This window comes from Roseinatronobacter alkalisoli (assembly GCF_028745735.1).
GTDB classification, from domain to species: Bacteria; Pseudomonadota; Alphaproteobacteria; order Rhodobacterales; family Rhodobacteraceae; genus Roseinatronobacter; species Roseinatronobacter alkalisoli.
On the sequence record NZ_JAQZSM010000017.1, the window covers coordinates 61,548 to 77,271 of the forward strand.

General features: G+C 60.7%; 18 protein-coding genes and 1 tRNA gene. 9 read left to right on the top strand and 10 right to left on the bottom strand.

Features of this window, described 5'->3' with window-relative positions; all coding sequences use genetic code 11:
* Positions 1–77: 77 nt before the first annotated feature.
* Positions 78–1,616: a helicase HerA-like domain-containing protein gene (locus PUT78_RS16160; RefSeq protein WP_274353309.1), complete on the bottom strand. Its 1,539-nt coding sequence runs from the start codon at positions 1,614–1,616 to the stop codon at positions 78–80.
* Positions 1,617–2,149: 533 nt separating this feature from the next.
* Between PUT78_RS16160 and PUT78_RS16165 the strand changes: the two genes are divergently transcribed.
* Complete coding sequence (locus tag PUT78_RS16165; RefSeq protein ID WP_274353310.1) at positions 2,150–2,752, top strand: invasion associated locus B family protein; 603 nt, start codon at positions 2,150–2,152, stop codon at positions 2,750–2,752.
* 122 nt (positions 2,753–2,874) lie between these two features.
* On the opposite strand, the gene PUT78_RS16170 is transcribed toward PUT78_RS16165, so the two are convergent.
* Together PUT78_RS16170 and PUT78_RS16175 are read right to left on the bottom strand one after the other, a co-directional pair.
* Complete coding sequence (locus tag PUT78_RS16170) at positions 2,875–3,321, bottom strand: MmcB family DNA repair protein (RefSeq protein ID WP_274353311.1); 447 nt, start codon at positions 3,319–3,321, stop codon at positions 2,875–2,877.
* A gap of 247 nt (positions 3,322–3,568) precedes the next feature.
* Complete coding sequence (locus tag PUT78_RS16175) at positions 3,569–3,889, bottom strand: hypothetical protein (RefSeq protein ID WP_337994692.1); 321 nt, start codon at positions 3,887–3,889, stop codon at positions 3,569–3,571.
* 168 nt (positions 3,890–4,057) lie between these two features.
* Between PUT78_RS16175 and PUT78_RS16180 the strand changes: the two genes are divergently transcribed.
* The 3 genes from PUT78_RS16180 to PUT78_RS16190 are packed head-to-tail and all read left to right on the top strand — an operon-like array spanning position 4,058 to position 6,155.
* Positions 4,058–4,405, top strand: coding sequence for a YigZ family protein (locus PUT78_RS16180; RefSeq protein WP_274353340.1), 348 nt, complete (start codon positions 4,058–4,060; stop codon positions 4,403–4,405).
* Positions 4,406–4,437: 32 nt separating this feature from the next.
* Positions 4,438–5,577 carry an aminodeoxychorismate synthase component I gene (locus PUT78_RS16185; protein ID WP_274353312.1) on the top strand — a complete coding sequence of 380 codons (1,140 nt, stop codon included), beginning with the start codon at positions 4,438–4,440 and terminating at the stop codon, positions 5,575–5,577.
* Entirely contained in the window at positions 5,535–6,155 is a 621-nt protein-coding gene (locus PUT78_RS16190) for an aminotransferase class IV family protein (protein ID WP_420793512.1), read from the top strand. The genes PUT78_RS16185 and PUT78_RS16190 overlap by 43 nt, the downstream gene beginning before the upstream one ends.
* Before the next feature lie 337 nt (positions 6,156–6,492).
* Here the strand turns inward: PUT78_RS16190 and PUT78_RS16195 are convergent.
* From PUT78_RS16195 to pdxH, 4 genes are all read right to left on the bottom strand, one after another.
* A tRNA-Pro gene (locus tag PUT78_RS16195) sits at positions 6,493–6,569 on the bottom strand.
* Between the two features lie 163 nt (positions 6,570–6,732).
* The gene (locus tag PUT78_RS16200) at positions 6,733–7,215 is read right to left on the bottom strand and encodes a DUF192 domain-containing protein (RefSeq protein ID WP_274353313.1); all 483 of its coding nucleotides are present in this window, start codon (positions 7,213–7,215) and stop codon (positions 6,733–6,735) included.
* Positions 7,215–7,772, bottom strand: coding sequence for a cold-shock protein (locus tag PUT78_RS16205; protein ID WP_274353314.1), 558 nt, complete (start codon positions 7,770–7,772; stop codon positions 7,215–7,217). Before PUT78_RS16205 ends, PUT78_RS16200 begins: the two co-directional genes overlap by 1 nt.
* Positions 7,773–7,876: 104 nt before the next feature.
* A complete protein-coding gene (gene pdxH / locus PUT78_RS16210; RefSeq protein WP_274353315.1) occupies positions 7,877–8,482 on the bottom strand; it encodes a pyridoxamine 5'-phosphate oxidase in 606 nt (201 codons plus the stop codon).
* Between the two features lie 278 nt (positions 8,483–8,760).
* Between pdxH and fabI the strand changes: the two genes are divergently transcribed.
* Genes fabI through gpt form a run of 3 tightly spaced genes read left to right on the top strand, consistent with a single transcriptional unit; the run spans position 8,761 to position 10,706 of the window.
* A complete protein-coding gene (fabI, locus tag PUT78_RS16215) occupies positions 8,761–9,579 on the top strand; it encodes an enoyl-ACP reductase FabI (RefSeq protein ID WP_274353316.1) in 819 nt (272 codons plus the stop codon).
* On the top strand, positions 9,576–10,190 hold the full coding sequence (locus PUT78_RS16220) for a LysE family translocator (protein WP_274353317.1): 615 nt from the start codon (positions 9,576–9,578) through the stop codon (positions 10,188–10,190). Before fabI ends, PUT78_RS16220 begins: the two co-directional genes overlap by 4 nt.
* 15 nt (positions 10,191–10,205) lie before the next feature.
* Positions 10,206–10,706 (top strand): xanthine phosphoribosyltransferase, encoded by a 501-nt coding sequence (gpt, locus tag PUT78_RS16225; protein WP_274353318.1) that lies wholly within the window; start codon positions 10,206–10,208, stop codon positions 10,704–10,706.
* A 215-nt stretch (positions 10,707–10,921) separates the two neighbouring features.
* Here gpt and scpB read toward each other — a convergent pair whose 3' ends face one another.
* Genes scpB through PUT78_RS16240 form a run of 3 tightly spaced genes read right to left on the bottom strand, consistent with a single transcriptional unit; the run spans position 10,922 to position 12,988 of the window.
* Entirely contained in the window at positions 10,922–11,575 is a 654-nt protein-coding gene (gene scpB / locus PUT78_RS16230) for an SMC-Scp complex subunit ScpB (RefSeq protein ID WP_274353319.1), read from the bottom strand.
* Positions 11,576–11,584: 9 nt separating this feature from the next.
* Complete coding sequence (locus tag PUT78_RS16235) at positions 11,585–12,364, bottom strand: segregation and condensation protein A (protein ID WP_274353320.1); 780 nt, start codon at positions 12,362–12,364, stop codon at positions 11,585–11,587.
* Positions 12,365–12,373: 9 nt separating this feature from the next.
* Positions 12,374–12,988: a riboflavin synthase gene (locus tag PUT78_RS16240; RefSeq protein ID WP_274353321.1), complete on the bottom strand. Its 615-nt coding sequence runs from the start codon at positions 12,986–12,988 to the stop codon at positions 12,374–12,376.
* A 211-nt stretch (positions 12,989–13,199) separates the two neighbouring features.
* On the opposite strand from PUT78_RS16240, the gene PUT78_RS16245 reads away from it, so the two are divergent.
* Complete coding sequence (locus tag PUT78_RS16245; RefSeq protein ID WP_274353322.1) at positions 13,200–14,489, top strand: capsule biosynthesis protein; 1,290 nt, start codon at positions 13,200–13,202, stop codon at positions 14,487–14,489.
* A gap of 104 nt (positions 14,490–14,593) precedes the next feature.
* Positions 14,594–15,721 (top strand): polysaccharide biosynthesis/export family protein, encoded by a 1,128-nt coding sequence (locus PUT78_RS16250; protein ID WP_274353323.1) that lies wholly within the window; start codon positions 14,594–14,596, stop codon positions 15,719–15,721.
* The last annotated feature ends 3 nt before the right edge of the window (positions 15,722–15,724 follow it).

The window sequence follows — 15,724 nt, forward strand, 5'->3', positions numbered from 1 at the left end:
GTCCAGCGCGACACCGCAGGCCGGTATCGCTGGAATTGTTGTTGCGCTTACAGGGAATCGCGCGCGGCCTCAAGCGCTCAGCGCCCTTTCAGCAAGCCGCCCAGCACCCCGCGCACCAATGCCTGCCCCGAACGCGACCCAAGCTGACGCGCGAAGGATTTGGCAAAGGCGTCAACCGGGCTGTCGCTGCGGCTGCGTGCCGGTGGTCTGGCAGGGCGCGCACGCGCCGCCGCCCCGTCATAGCGCCGCGCCGCGTTGAATTCGCGCGTTCGCTCTGGTTCGGCGGATTTCAGCGCCTGTTCTGCTTCTTTTGCTGCGGCCTCTGCACGGCGGGCCAGCATTTCATGGGCGCTGTCGCTGTCGATCATCTGTTCGTATTTTCCGGCCACAGGCGATTGCAGCGTCACCATACGCCGCGTTCCGTCATCAATCGGTCCCATGGCCGATGCAGGCGGGCGGATCAGCGTGCGTTCCGCCATGCCGGGATTGCCCTTGTCTTCCAGAAAAGAGGTCACAGCCTCGCCCACGCCGACATCACGGATGGTATCGGCAATGTCGAAGCGCGGGTTGGGCCGGTATGTTTGCGCGGCGCGGCGCAGCGCTTGCTGGTCGCGCGCAGTGAAGGCGCGCAGCGCATGCTGAATACGGTTGCCAAGCTGCCCCAGAACTGAGTCGGGCACGTCGTCCGGGTTCTGGGTGACGAAATACACCCCTACCCCCTTGGACCGGATCAGGCGGGCCACACGTTCGATCTTTTCCACCAGCGCGCGCGGGGCACCGTTGAACAGCAAATGCGCTTCGTCAAAGAAGAACACCAGCCGGGGTTTGTCGGGGTTGCCCACCTCTGGCAGATCCTCGAACAATTGCGCCAGCAACCACAGCAGCACGGTCCCATAAAGCTGCGGGGTGCGCATCAGGCGCTCTGCGTGCAGAATACTGACATAACCCCGCCCGTCAGGGGCCAGACGCATGAAATCCGACAGATCCAGCGCCGGTTCCGAAAAGAAATGCGCAGCGCCCTGATTTTCCAGCACCAGCAATTTGCGCTGAATGGCCCCGATACTGGCGGTGGTGACATTGCCGTATTGCCGCGAGATTTCGCGCTGGTTTTCACCCAGAAAGTTCAGGATCGCGCGCAGGTCTTTCAGGTCCAGTATCGGCAGCCCCTCATCATCTGCAATGCGGAAGGCCACGTTGATCACGCCTTCCTGCGCTTCGGTCAGATCCAGCATGCGCGACAGAAGCAGCGGGCCGACCTCTGCCATGGTGGCGCGGACGGGATGACCGTGTTCGCCAAAGAAATCCCAGAAAATGACCGGGCTGGCGCGATAGGTATAATCTTCCAACCCGATCTGTCCGGCGCGGCGTTGCAGGAAATCCTTTTCAGCGCCCGGCAGGGCCATCCCGCCCACATCACCCTTGATGTCAGTCAGAAAGACAGGGACGCCCGCGTTCGAGAACTCCTCCGCCAGGATCTGCATGGTGATCGTCTTGCCGGTTCCGGTCGCACCCGTGATCAGCCCGTGACGGTTGCCATATGCCAGCTTCAGCACCTGTGGCACCCGCTGATCCATGCCGCCCCCGCCGACGAAAACCGGTTCCTGCTCACCTTGCATTACTCATACCTCCATCTGCGGAAATGCCTGTCGAAATCCGATTCCAAGATTATGCAGAAAGCACTGGTCCGGGAAAGCGAATCTTAACCATTTTGCGGCAATCATGGTATTGCGCGTCCGGTTTGATGATCTTCCGGCACGCGTCCTCCCTGTCAGACTGGCCGCGCCTTCGGGTGCGGCCTTTTTCAAAACGGACAAAGCGGCAACATATTGAAACAGCATTGTAAATTTCCGCACATCCGTCGCAGGAAGGATGCAAATCCAGTCACGATTTCCTGTTGACGCAGTACCGCTTTCGCCATACGGTATGCCCAATCGTCGGCCGGTCCGACAGGGAGAAAAACAAAATGACGCGAATAGGGGCCTTCGGGCCCTTATTTTAATTTGGGTCATTCTGTCACTCTGACAAGGCCTGCCCCCGCCAGTGGCGGGGGTCATGTTCACCCGAATGTGCAGGCACATTTTTTTCGACTGACACAAGTCCCGTGCCGTGATAGGACGCATCAGAAATACGAGCATTCAAGGATCGACGCATGTCCAGCACCCGTACCGCATTTTTCCACATCACATCTGTTGCAGCCATGGCCGCGCTTCTGGGCACATCGGTCGTCGCGCAGACAACCGAAACAACCGACTCGCCCGTATCGGCGCTTTCCACCGGCGAGGTGATGGGCGAAGAACTGGGTGATGGCAGCTATGTCGGCAATACGCATGGCGACTGGGAACTGGTCTGCGTAGAAAATCCCGATGGTGAAGATCCCTGCCAGATGTACCAGTTGCTGCGTGATGGCGAAGGCAATGCAACCGCCGAAATCACGCTGTTCCCCTTGCCGCCCGGACAGGAAGCCGCCGCAGGTGCCACGATCCTGACGCCGCTGGAAACCCTGCTGACTGCGCAACTGGTCATGCAGGTGGATGAAGGCGCGGCGAAGCGCTACCCGTTCACATTCTGCACAGTTGTTGGCTGCATCGCACGTGTGGGTTTCACTGCCGAAGAAGTCGACGCCTTCCGTCGCGGGGCAAGTGCGGTGTGGCAGGTCGTTCCTGTTGCCGCACCCGATCAGCCCATCGACCTGTCCATGTCACTGACGGGCTTCACCGCAGCCTTTTCCGAACTGTCCGAGCAACTGCCATGAACTGACGGCATAGCGACGCCAAAATGCGGACCCGGTCAGAAATGGCCGGGTCTTTTTTCGTGATGCGCCCCCACACCATGCGTAAAACCGGCCTTCCTGCACGCAATCATCTGATGCGCGTGTCACGGTGCAGGGTCGCAGAAACGTTGCAGGCGCTGCGCCGCGACGCGCGCGAAGGACTGCACCACCGCCTTGCGGCGGGGCGCGGACAGGCGCGTTTCCGGCCCCATGCGGGCCAGTTCCGCGCCATAGCCATCAGCCAGCACCAACCCTGTAGCGGGGGGCAGCAGATCAAGCGGGAAATCCACATCCACCGCCCAAAAGAACCTGTCGCACCATGGCAGATAGCCCTGCCATTTCTGGTCGGCACGAAAATCGGCAGGGCAGGATTTGCATTCTATGATCCATATTTCCCCCTTCGGGCCAAGGGCGATGACATCCACCCGTAACCCGCGTTCGGGGCTGAATTCGGTCACACAGGCGAAACCCAGGTCGTGCAAATGCCGACACACGCCACGCGCCAGCAACCGGCCGGGCGGAATTTGCGCTGATGTGGTTTGCCATTCCATACCGCAAACATGAACAATACGCGAACATGCGTCAAGTCAGAACTATACCTTGAACTGTGCCCCGGCGCGGCTTACGTATGGGGTTGGCAGGTGCTGCTCCTCTCGTGCGTGGCCCTTTTCCAGTGGCCGATAAGCAACTCCGAGGGAGCTGGCTCTGATATGGTCCTGGCCATGTTATCTGGTGCCCACCTGAACACTCAGGCTCTCGGGAAATTCACGCCACCACGGTTGCTGCGGGCCTGCCACCTTATGATTTCACTGAAATCCGAACCGGCAAGGGTTGCGGCGCAGGGTCACTGTGGCGCACGCCGCTGCCGCCGTGATGGTCGTCATCATCCTCGTCCTCATGGCCCATGCGCATGATGCGGATTGCGAATTGCGCACCGGCAAACACCAGCCCGTTGAAAAAGAAGATCAGAAACAACCCCAGCAGCCCGTCACTGGACCCGAACACCAGACGTTGCAGATTGGCGACATTGAAATAGATCAGGATGGTCGTGAAGATGGCCGACAGACCAAACCCAATCGCCACCTGCTGGATATAGAGTCTGACAAGTCTGGGCATCATCGCATCCTGCCTGGCCATGTTACCCCATAAGGATAGGGTCAGGTTTCATGAAAACAAGGGGAATGCGCTGTATCAGACCAAATGTCGCGGCGCCCTGCCGGACCGGATGACTGCGCACCTGTGCGCATATGGCTTGCCCCTGATAATCTATGCGCCTATTTCGGGCGCATGCGTATTCTGGAAAACATCCTGACCGATCGCGGGTCGAAATATGCGGTGTCCGGCGGGCCATGCCGGAACGAGGCGGACGCGCGCGCCTTCGTGGCCGCGCTGAAACAGGACCGGAAATTCGCCAAAGCAACGCATAACAGCTGGGGGCTGATCTGTGATGATGGCCCGATGAAAAGCGATGATGGCGAATCCGGGGCCGGAATGACAATCCTGCGCATGCTGGAACGCGAAGGGTTGCGCGACCACATTATTGTCGTCACGCGCTGGTATGGCGGAAAACACCTTGGCGGTGACCGTTTTCGGCATGTGCAAACCGCCGTGCGACAGTATATGGCGCAGTTATAAGACCAACACCACAAGACAAGGCAACAGCGCCCGTGATCCTGATAGAACATGGCCCCCAGGGCAAGCCCGCGCTTTTTGACACCCCGACCCGGCTGCTGGTTGCATGGCAACCGCAGGATGTGCTGCCGGTACTGGCGCAGGCAGAAGCCGCGCGTCAGGGCGGCGCATGGGTCGCGGGGTATCTGAGCTATGAGGCGGGCCATGTGTTCGAGCAACGCCTGCATGACACCCTCCGATGTGACCCATCAACGCCGCTCGTGGTGCTGGGCCTGTATGATGCGCCCCGGAACCCGGACAGCATTCTTCATCAGGCCGATGCGCAGGCCGCACAGGCACGGCTGGCGCCACTGCGCCCGGTGGTGGAACGCGCGGCCTATGATGCCGCTTTCGCCCGCTTGCAGGACTATATTGCGGCCGGGGATTGCTACCAGATCAACCTGACCTTTCCGCTGGCCAGCAGGCTGTTGTCGGGAACGGCACTGGGGCTGTATGGGGCACTGCGCGCGGGGCAGTCAGTGGGTTTCGGGGCGTTCATCGATATTGGTGTGGGGCCGGTCATCATATCGCGCAGCCCCGAGCTGTTCTTTCAGGTTCATGACGGTGTGATTGAAAGCCGCCCCATGAAAGGAACAGCGCCGCGCAGCGACGATCCGGTACGCGATGCAGCCCTGCGGCAGGAATTGCTGAGTTGCGAAAAATCGCAGGCCGAAAACCTGATGATCGTCGATCTGCTGCGCAATGACATTGCGCGCATTTCCGAAATCGGGTCCGTGACAGTACCGGAACTTTTCGCCATCGACAGTTTTGCCACTGTCCATCAGATGAGCAGCCGTGTTCAGGGGCGCTTGCGGCAGGGGGACGAACTGGCAAGCCTTATGGCGGCGCTGTTTCCCTGCGGGTCCATTACCGGCGCCCCGAAAATCCGCGCCATGCAAATCATTGCAGAACTGGAACCACATCCGCGCGGGGTATATTGCGGCGCCATCGGCTGGGCCGCCCCGTCGGGCGACCAGTGCTGGTCGGTCGCGATACGCACTTTGCGCCTGTCGGATGACGGGGAAATACTGGTAAATGTGGGCGGCGGCGTGGTGCAGGACAGCACAGCCCCCGGCGAATGGGAGGAAGCGTTGTGGAAAGCACGCTATATGCAGACGCTGATCAGCCCGGACTGAAACTGATTGAAACCATGTATTGGGACGGCGCGCGCGCGCGGCACTGGCCGCTGCATCTGGCACGGTTGCAGGCGGGCGCGCGGGCGTTGGGCTGGCCCTGTCCTGAACCGGATGTGACGGGGCCTGCCCATCCGGCAAGGTTACGCCTGACACTGGATGCAGGCGGCAGGCTTGATGTGGAAACCCACCCCCTGCCCCCGGTCGCCACGCATTGGCATGTCGGGCTGGCGCAGCAGCGCCTTTGCTCCGTTGACCCGTGGCTGCGCATCAAATCCACGCGGCGCGCGATCTATGACACGGCCCGCGCAGCCCTGCCTGCGGGGCTGGATGAGCTGATCTTGCTGAATGAACGCGATGAGGTTTGTGATGGCACCATCACCACGGTTTTTTTCGACCGTGGCGATGGCCTGCGCACACCGCCCCTGTCGGCCGGACTGTTGCCCGGTGTGTTGCGCGCAGCGCTGGACTGCCCCGAAGAAACCCTGTCTGCCAGTGACTTGCCGCATGTGCAGCTATGGGTGGGGAATGCACTGCGCGGGCTGATCCCCGCCAGCTTTGTTGGTGGCGGGGAGGGGTGATGGGTAGCTGTGCCGGTTGCAGGTGGTTCTGGCCTGTTGCGGACATTGATGCCCGGATATAGCCCGCGCTATCGGCGGGCCTGGGTCTGCCGGTCCCACGTAGTAGAAGTTCACTTTATGCAGGCGGCATATTCCGGCTTTCAACGCCTGACATGACATCAGCAAAACCGGCAGGCCGCGGGACGGCCCGCCGATAGCGCGGCGGCCTGCGGCCTTGTCCCGCGCCTTTGGGATGCGCGCGTATCCGGCTTCGCATAACCTGACCGCATATACGCAGAACGCCCGGAAATCCCGGTCCTGCGTGCAGCCACCAATGCCATGTCCCTGATATGATAAATGGTCGGGGCGATAGGATTCGAACCTACGACCTACGGTACCCAAAACCGTCGCGCTACCAGGCTGCGCCACGCCCCGACTGTCGGCTATGTAGCGGGCTTGCCCGCCCAAGAAAAGAGGCAATCTTGCCCCTGACAAAAGAAACCACCGATTTATGCAAGCACCGGAACGCCCCGACACTGCCAGCGCTGGCGGCAGGCTTGATTTATGCCCCCACGCCAGTCACCCGCCGCAACATTCTTCACGGATCGCAGGGCCAGAGCGCGTGATCGGGGGCAAGGCGGGGGTGGCGCAGTTCGCTGCCTGTATCGATACCCATCGCGCGGGCCAGTCCACCGTTGATTTCCAGCACCATCAGCACGTTATCGCCACCCGGAATCGGTGTGGTGTCATGCGGAATGGCGTTGTGATGCACATGTGTGACTGCCCCTGTGGGGTCGATGAAAATCATGTCCAGGGGAATCAACGTGTTGCGCATCCAGAAAGACGGGCTGGTCGGCCCGTCGAATATGAACAGCATTCCCGCAGAACGCGGCAGATATTCGCGATTCATCAGCCCCTGGGCGCGCGCAGGGTCGGTATCAGCGATTTCCACGTTGAAACGCGCCTGCCCCCAGTCGCCGCGCAGGTCCACGCGATCCGCGCTGCATGCTGCCTGAAGCGGCCCGCCAGCGGCCAGTAATGCCAGCGCAAACAATGAAACCAGAAGGCCCCGGCGAAACATCAGGCGCCACCTTCTGTATCCGGCCCCTGACGCAGATGCGCCATGCCTGCTTCCCATGGTTCGATGGACACGGCCATCCGCCCACGTTCACCTTCGGCAACGCGCAACGCCAGCGCCTCGCCCGGTTGCAACTCTGCCAGCCCCGCGCGGCGCAGGGTTTCCATATGCACAAACACATCCTCTGGTTTGCCGAAGACATTGGCGAACCCGAATCCCTTGACCTTGTCAAACCACTTGACCCGCGCCGGTTCCAGCGGAAGCGACATGTCCACTGCGGGGCCATGATCAAAATTGTCGGCGCTGGCATCTTCCGTACCTTCGGGCGGAAGCACTTCCAGCACCTCGACCGTTTGCAGACCGCGCGTGGTTTTTTGCGCAAGGATGGTTATCCGCGCCCCGTCACAAACTGAATTCAGCCCGAAATTGCGCAAGGCATTCGCATGCAGCAGGATGTCCGAGAACGCCTCGGAGGCGACGATGAACCCAAAGCCTTTTGTCGGGTCAAACCATTTGACAACCCCGGCGTATTTTTCTGTCGTTTCGTCAGGCGAAGTCATGTGTCTTGTCTCGCATCTTATTACTGTGTTCTGTCGTATTCACGACAATCCTGTCTGTCTGCCCGTCACGCCGCTGCCTGATCATAACCTTACGTCAACCCTGATCAAGGTGATAGTCGCGTGACCTGCCACGCATCTGCAAGTGTGGGTCTGCGCCAGCGAAAGCGATCATGCAATCTGAAATCACCATCTGCCCAGAACTCGATTTCCAGTGGCATGATACTAAATCCCCCCCAGAAGGGCGGGCGCGGCGGGTTGGTGCCGTGCCGCAAGGTCTGGCGCGCGACTTCGGCCATCAGTTCGGTACGCGTGGTCAAGGGCCGGGACTGACGCGATGCCCATGCCCCAAGACGGCTTTTCAGTGACCGTGACGAAAAGTAGGCATCCGCTTCCTGCCCGTCAACCCGTGACGTCAGGCCACGCACGCGGATCTGGCGACGCAGCGATTTCCAGTGCATGACGAAAGCGGCCTTGCCGGCCTGCTCGATTTCCTGTGCCTTGACGCTGGTATAATTGGTATAGAACACGAACCTGTCGTCCAGAATGTCCTTCAGCAACACCATGCGGGCATTGGGCAGGCCATCTGCATCCACCGTTGACAGGGCAATGGCATTGGGATCGTTCGGTTCGGACGCAGTTGCCTCGGCCAGCCATGACCGGGCAAGCACAAACGGATTGTCACCTGCAAAAATTCCAGTTCGCGCGCTCACATTCCCTCCGTACACAATCCGATAAAGCCCGTACGCGCAGCATTTGCAGTGCTTCGATACCCCCTCCGGATTATGACCAAATCAAATATGCTATTCGTATTAATGACTCGCGCGGATAGCGCAACCCCTGCCGGGCGGATTGGTGCCTGCAAACCAGGCTCATGATCAGTTTTATCCACGCGCGCGCCTGGACCCACCGGATAACAGGCTGACTTGCGCGCCCACTGCGCTTGGCCTAAAGCAGAAGCAACAGCGCAACAGCAAGGAGCGACAGGAGAATGGCACAATTGATGAGCGGCAAGCGCGGCCTGATCATGGGGCTTGCCAATGACAAGTCAATCGCGTGGGGCATTGCCAGGGCCCTTGCTGAACATGGCGCGGAAATGGCCTTTTCCTATCAGGGAGAGGCATTGAAGAAGCGCGTCCTGCCGCTGGCCGAAAGTCTGGGAACCGCGCATCTGTTCGAGTGCGACGTGACGGATATGGCCTCGGTGGACAGCGTATTTGACGGGCTGGAAAAGCTGTGGGGCAAGATTGATTTCGTCGTCCATGCGATCGGCTTCTCGGACAAATCCGAATTGCGCGGGCGCTATGTGGATACATCGCGCGACAATTTCAATATGACGATGGACATCTCGGTCTATTCCTTCACGGCTGTATGCCAGCGCGCCGCACGGCTGATGCCCGATGGCGGCAGCCTGCTGACCATGACCTATTACGGTGCTGAACAGGTCATGCCGCACTACAATGTCATGGGCGTGGCCAAGGCCGCGCTGGAAGCTTCGGTCAAATATATCGCCGAAGATCTGGGCAAGGACGGCATCCGCTGCAACGCCATCAGTGCAGGGCCGATCAAGACGCTGGCCGCCAGCGGTATCGGCGACTTCCGCTATATCATGAAATGGAACGAACTGAATTCGCCCCTGCGTCGCAATGTCACCCAGGAAGAGGTCGGCAAGGCCGCAGTCTACCTGCTCTCCGATCTCGGTTCCGGCACAACGGGCGAGAATCTGCATGTGGATGCAGGCTATCATGTCGTGGGCATGAAGGCCGTGGATGCACCCGATATCGACGTGGTGACAGGGCGCAAGGCATGACCATCGCGGCCTTTCTGGCCTTTGCCGGATTGTCGCTTTTTGCCGCTGTCAGCCCCGGCCCCGCCGTGCTGATGGCCGCGCGCACCGGCCTGCTGGAAGGGTTCCGCACCGGCGCATGGCTGGCGGTGGGTATCGGTGCGGGTGCCGTGGTCTGGGCAAGTGCGGCTCTGTTTGGCCTCGGCATGCTCTTCGCGGCGGCCCCTGCGCTTTTATGGGCGTTCAAGGCGCTTGGTGCGGCCTATCTGCTGTATCTGGGCTGGGGCATGTGGCGCAATGCCCGCACACCGCTGGATATGCACAGCACACCCGCCCTGCCCCGCACGGCGCTGTCGGCCTTCCGGCTGGGGCTGCTGACGCAACTGGCCAACCCCAAACCCGCCGTGATGTTCGCGGCAATCTTTCTGGGCACTGTCCCGCCCCAGACACCCTATTGGGTTCTGGGCGCATTGCTCGCGGTCGTGTTCCTGAATGAAACCCTGTGGAACATGGCTGTCGCGCGTGTCTTCGCGCTGGACCGCACACGCGCGCGCTACATTTCGCTCAAGACCCTGATCGACCGGACATTCGGCGCGGCGCTCGCCCTGCTCGGGGCCAGGATCGCCGCTACCTGAGGAAGGACCATCCCCATGACCGACCGCCTGCCCCATGAAAAAGGCTTTCATATCAGCTGGGACCAGATCCATCGCGACAGCCGCGCGCTGGCCTGGCGGCTGGACAAACAAGGCCCCGATAGCGGGCATTGGCGCGCGGTAGTGGCCATCACCCGCGGTGGGCTGGCCCCTGCGATGATCATCGCGCGCGAACTCGACATCCGCGTGGTCGATACGATCAGCGTCAAATCCTATGACCATCAATCACAGGACGCAGCCAAAGTGCTGAAATCACCGCAACCCGACATGATGGGCGATGGCAAGGGCATTCTGATCATCGATGATCTGGTCGATACCGGCAAGACACTGGAACTTGTGCGCCAGCTCTATCCGGCGGCGCATTTCGCCACAGTCTACGCCAAACCACAGGGGCGCGACATGGTCGACACCTTCATCACCGAAGTCAGCCAGGACACATGGATCTTCTTTCCATGGGACATGGCGCTGCAATATGTCGAACCCTATCGCGGCACCTGATATCACGACAGCCCCCCGAACAGTCCCGCGTTACGCTTTCATTCTGGCCCAAATATCCACTGGTACGGGTTTCTCAAGGGGGGCCTGCCCCCCCTTGAGGCAGGGGGTTTGGGGGGCGGCAGCCCACCAAGGCCCCTCAACGGGAAAGTCCGTCAACTGTCAGCCCCGCCAGCGCGAAAGCCGCAAAGCAAAATCCGGCTTTCGCGAACGTGCCGTCAATCCTCGAACAATTCGGACTGGCCGGTTTCGGGCGCGTCATCGCCATCCTCATCCACGCCTGCGCGTCCGGGCATCGGGCGGCTGTCCAGCAGACCGGCTTCGCGCAACTCCCTCAGGCCCGGCAGGTCGCGCGCGGATTCAAGCCCGAAATGGTCCAGAAACTCTGTCGTCACAACAAAGGTCACGGGCCGGCCCGGTGTCATCCGCCTGCGTCCCAGACGTATCCATTCCAGTTCCAGCAACTGATCGATCGTTCCGCGCGACAGGGCAACGCCCCTGATCTCCTCAATCTCGGCGCGGGTGACGGGCTGATGATAGGCAATGATCGCCAGTGTTTCGATCGCCGCGCGCGACAATTTCCGCAGCTCCACCCGTTCCGACTGCATCAGATAGGCCAGATCGGGGGCCGTGCGCAGCGCATAGGCATCGCCCACCCGCACCAGATTCACCCCGCGCCCCACATAGCGCCTGTGCAGATGCGCCAGCGCTTCTGCGGCATCACAGCCATGCGGCAGGCGGGCCGCGATCTCGGCCTGTGTCAGCGGCGCGGCACTGGCAAACAGGATCGCTTCGATCATGCGCTCCTGTTCGGCCATGGGCGGCGCGGGAAACAGGCTTTTGTTCTGGGAATCGGCAAGGGGGTGGGTCATGACAGGCCCCTATTGCCCTGCCCGTCTGCGCAAATGCAAGGGGGCAAAGGTGTCGGACTGGCGCAATTCGATCTGGCCTTGTTTCGCCAGCTCCAATGTGGCCGCAAAAGTGGATGCAACTGCAGATCGTTTGCGCGCGGGCGCCCCGCGCCACCCTTCGGGCAGATAGGCCTGCAGGCTGGTCCAGTCCGCTGCGCCCGGCACCATCCGCGACAGGCGTTCAAGTGCGGCTTCCAGCGGGTAGATGTCGGTGCGGTCAAACGCATAGGGGCGGAATTCATCGCGCGTGCGCAACCGCGCATAGGCGCGCATCAGGTCCAGCAGACTGGCATCGTATACAGTCTTGCGGCTGACGGCCAGCGGCTGCGGATCACCACGCACGAAGAAATCGCGCCCTTTCTGGTCGCGCCCCATCAGCCGTGCCGCCGCTTCGCGCATGGCCTGCAACCGTTCCAGCTGAAACGCCAGATGTGCCGCCAGTTCTTCGCCTGACGGCCCGTCTTCGCCGGGATCAGGCGGTAGCAGCAACCGTGATTTCAGATAGGCCAGCCATGCCGCCATCACCAGATAATCGGCCGCCAGTTCAATGCGCAATTCCCGCGCTTTCTCAACGAAAACCAGATATTGCTCTGCCAGTTGCAACACCGATATGCGCCGCAGATCCACCTTCTGGGTGCGCGACAGCATCAGCAGCAGGTCAAGCGGGCCTTCGAACCCGTCGACATCGACGATCAGCGCCTCGGCGGCGCGGCGTTCGGCAATGCTGTCGTTAACCCAATCATCTGTCATGGATGCAGTCTAGGACGCCTTGCCTGACCTGTCCATCCTGTCCCAGTCACGCAGGCGCGCGACATAGCGGGCAATCGTGTCGATTTCCAGATTGATGCGGTCCCCCGCCACCACATCCCCCCAGGTCGTGACCTGTTTGGTATGCGGGATCAGGTTGATGCCGAATTCGGCCCCGTCAACTTCGTTCACTGTCAGCGATGTGCCGTTCAGCGCGACGGAGCCCTTGGGCGCGATGAACCCCGCCAGGTCGTCAGGCGCACGCAGCCGCAGGCGCGTGCTGTCGCCTTCAACGTGCAGCGACACCACCTGCGCCAGCCCGTCCACATGACCGGACACGATATGTCCACCCAGTTCATCACCCAGTTTCAGCGCGCGTTCCAGATTGACACGACGGCCGGTCCGCCAGTCGCCCAGATTGGTCTTGGCCACGGTTTCCGCCGATACCTGCACATCATACCAGTCCGGCCCCAGCGCCACGACTGTCAGACATACACCGTCAGAGGCAATCGAGGCCCCCAGATCAATCCCGCCGGTATCATAGCCGGTGCGGATGCGCGCGCGCAGATCGCCTTGCTGCTCCAGTTCGGTGACAATGCCGATATCCGTGATGATGCCTGTGAACATACCCCATGCCCCTTTTCCGCGATGTCTCCCTGACCTAGACCGCGCCCGGACTGATAGCAAGCCCGCCATGGTGATGCCGCAGTCATGCCGCTTTTATTAACTATCTTGCTGACAGTATACCGGATGGCGTTTAGGGTCCGGTCAAAAAATTCGGACCTATTATTTGTTATTTGGGTATCTGGATGTCGGGTAAATGCAGGTGCGGTGTAACATGCGTATAAGTGGTGAGGGCCGGAATTTTCTGCTGTTGCAGGGACCACATGGGCCATTTTTCAACAGGCTGGGCCATATGCTGCGCCAGACGGGCGCACATGTCTGGCGTGTGGGCTTCAACAAGGGCGACGCCGTGTTCTGGCGCGACAAGGCGCATTACATTCCCTTCACGGACCCGCCGGAACACTGGCCCGACAGGTTTCAGACACTTCTGAAGGATCATCAGATCACCGATATCGTACTATATGGTGATATCCGCCCGCTTCATGCCCAGGCCGTCGAAATAGCGCGCGCTGCAGGCGTGACTGTCCATGTCTTTGAAGAAGGGTATCTGCGCCCCTATTGGGTGACTTATGAACGCGACGGGTCGAACGGCCATTCCGCACTGATGAACCTGACGATCCGCGACATGCGCCGCGCCCTGCGCAAAAGTGAACTGGAATTGCCGGACCCGCCTGCGCATTGGGGCGATATGCGCCATCATATATTCTACGGTGCGGTCTATCATTTCTGTGTGCTGGCGCTGAACCGGCGCTACCGCCATTTCCGGTCGCATCGCGCGCTTGGGGTCGCGCGGGAATTCGCCTTATATCTGAAACGGCTCTGGGCCATGCCGCTGACATCCTTGCAGCGCAGGATCGCATCATGGCGCATCCGCAATGGCGGGTTTCCCTATCATCTGGTGTTGCTGCAACTGGAACATGACAGCAGTTTTCAGGCGCATAGCCCTTTCAGCACGATGCCGGAATTTCTGGAACTGGTGTTTGAAGGGTTTGCCAAAGGTGCGCCCCGCCACCACCATCTTGTCATCAAGGCCCACCCGCTGGAAGATGGCCGCGCGCCGCTGCAGGCCAGCATTACCAGACTGGCGGAAGCATATGGGCTGAAGGGGCGTCTGCATTTCGTGCGGGGCGGAAAGCTGGCATCGTTGCTGAACCATGCCCGTTCAGCAGTCACTGTCAATTCCACCGCCGCGCAGCAGGTTCTGTGGCGCGGCATGCCGCTGAAAATATTCGGGCGCGCCGTCTATGACAAACCCGAATTCGTGTCCGATCAGGACATAGAGGCATTTTTCGCCCATCCCGCACGCCCGGATGCCCGCGCCTATCGCGACTATCGCCGCTTTCTGCTGGAAACCTCTCAAGTGCCGGGTGGCTACTATTCGTTGCGGGGGCGCAGGCAATTGATGCGACATGTGGTGGATCTGATGCTGGCCCCGGATGATCCCTATACCGCCCTGATCCGCGGCGACGCGGCACCACGGCAACAGGTGCGCAAGGTGAAATAACCGCCAAGTCATTAAAGCGCTTGGCGAATTCCCTTCCAGCCTGTATGGTTGCCAGCAATTACCAGAGGCATGTCCTTTTAAAAGGAGCCCGAGCAGTGTTTGCTTTGACTTTCAAATTGGGCCATTCAGTGGCCCTTCTGGCGGCTTTTGCCGTCGTGTCTTCATGTGATGTGTCCCGCGACGGGCCAACCACAAAAGAAATCTACGAAGGGTCCGTCATGCGGTCCGGTGATGCGCATATCATCGGGGTGACCCGGCAGGTGGCGCAGGTCGCAAACCGCCCCGCGTCGCTTGGCTTCAGCCATGCCCTGCGGTCCGGCGCGCTGATGGGCGGCGATACAATCCGCCCCGGCGACACGATCCGCCTGAATGTGTATGAAAACGTTCCCGAAGGGCTGCTTGCCCCCGAAACGGCCAATAATGCCATCATCGAGGAATTGCAGGTCGATGATGCAGGGTTCATCTTCGTGCCCTATGCCGGGCGCGTGCGCGCGGCAGGGCACAGCCCTGATGCGCTGCGCCGCATTCTGACCCAGTCGCTGGATGAACAGACGCCGGAACCACAGGTCGTAGTGTCGCGCGAAGCCGGTGATGGTGCCAGCGTGTCGGTATCGGGTGGTGTCAACGCGCAGGGTGTCTATCCCATCACGCGGGCAACGGGCCGGCTTAGCGCCATGGTCGCGCAGGCAGGTGGTATCAACATTCCGCTGGAAACCGCGCAGGTGCTTGTCACACGCGGCAACCGGCAGGACAGCGCATGGCTGGAGGATATCTTTTCCAACCCGTCGCTTGATATTGCCCTGCGCGGCGGTGACCGTGTGCTGGTCAAACAGGACCAGCGCGCATTTTCAGTTCTGGGTGCGACCGGCGCATCCAGCCGTCTGGTCTTTGATACGCAGACGATTTCCGCAATCGACGCGCTGGCCATGGTCGGCGGGCTGGACCCGCTACGCGCGGACCCCAAAGGCGTGTTCATCTTCCGTGATGAAGTGCCCGAAGTGGCAAAGGCCATTCTGGGGCACCATAATATCGTGACTGATCAGCGGTTTGTCTATGTTCTGGACCTGACCGCACCCACCGGCATGTTCGAAGCGCGTGATTTCAAGATCCGCGACGGCGACACGATTTTCGTGACCGAAGCCAGTTCCGTTCTGTGGGCAAGGCAGATTTCGGCCCTGACCGGTTCGTTGACGGCCACATCTGTCGCGCGCAGTACGATCACTGGCGACTGATCC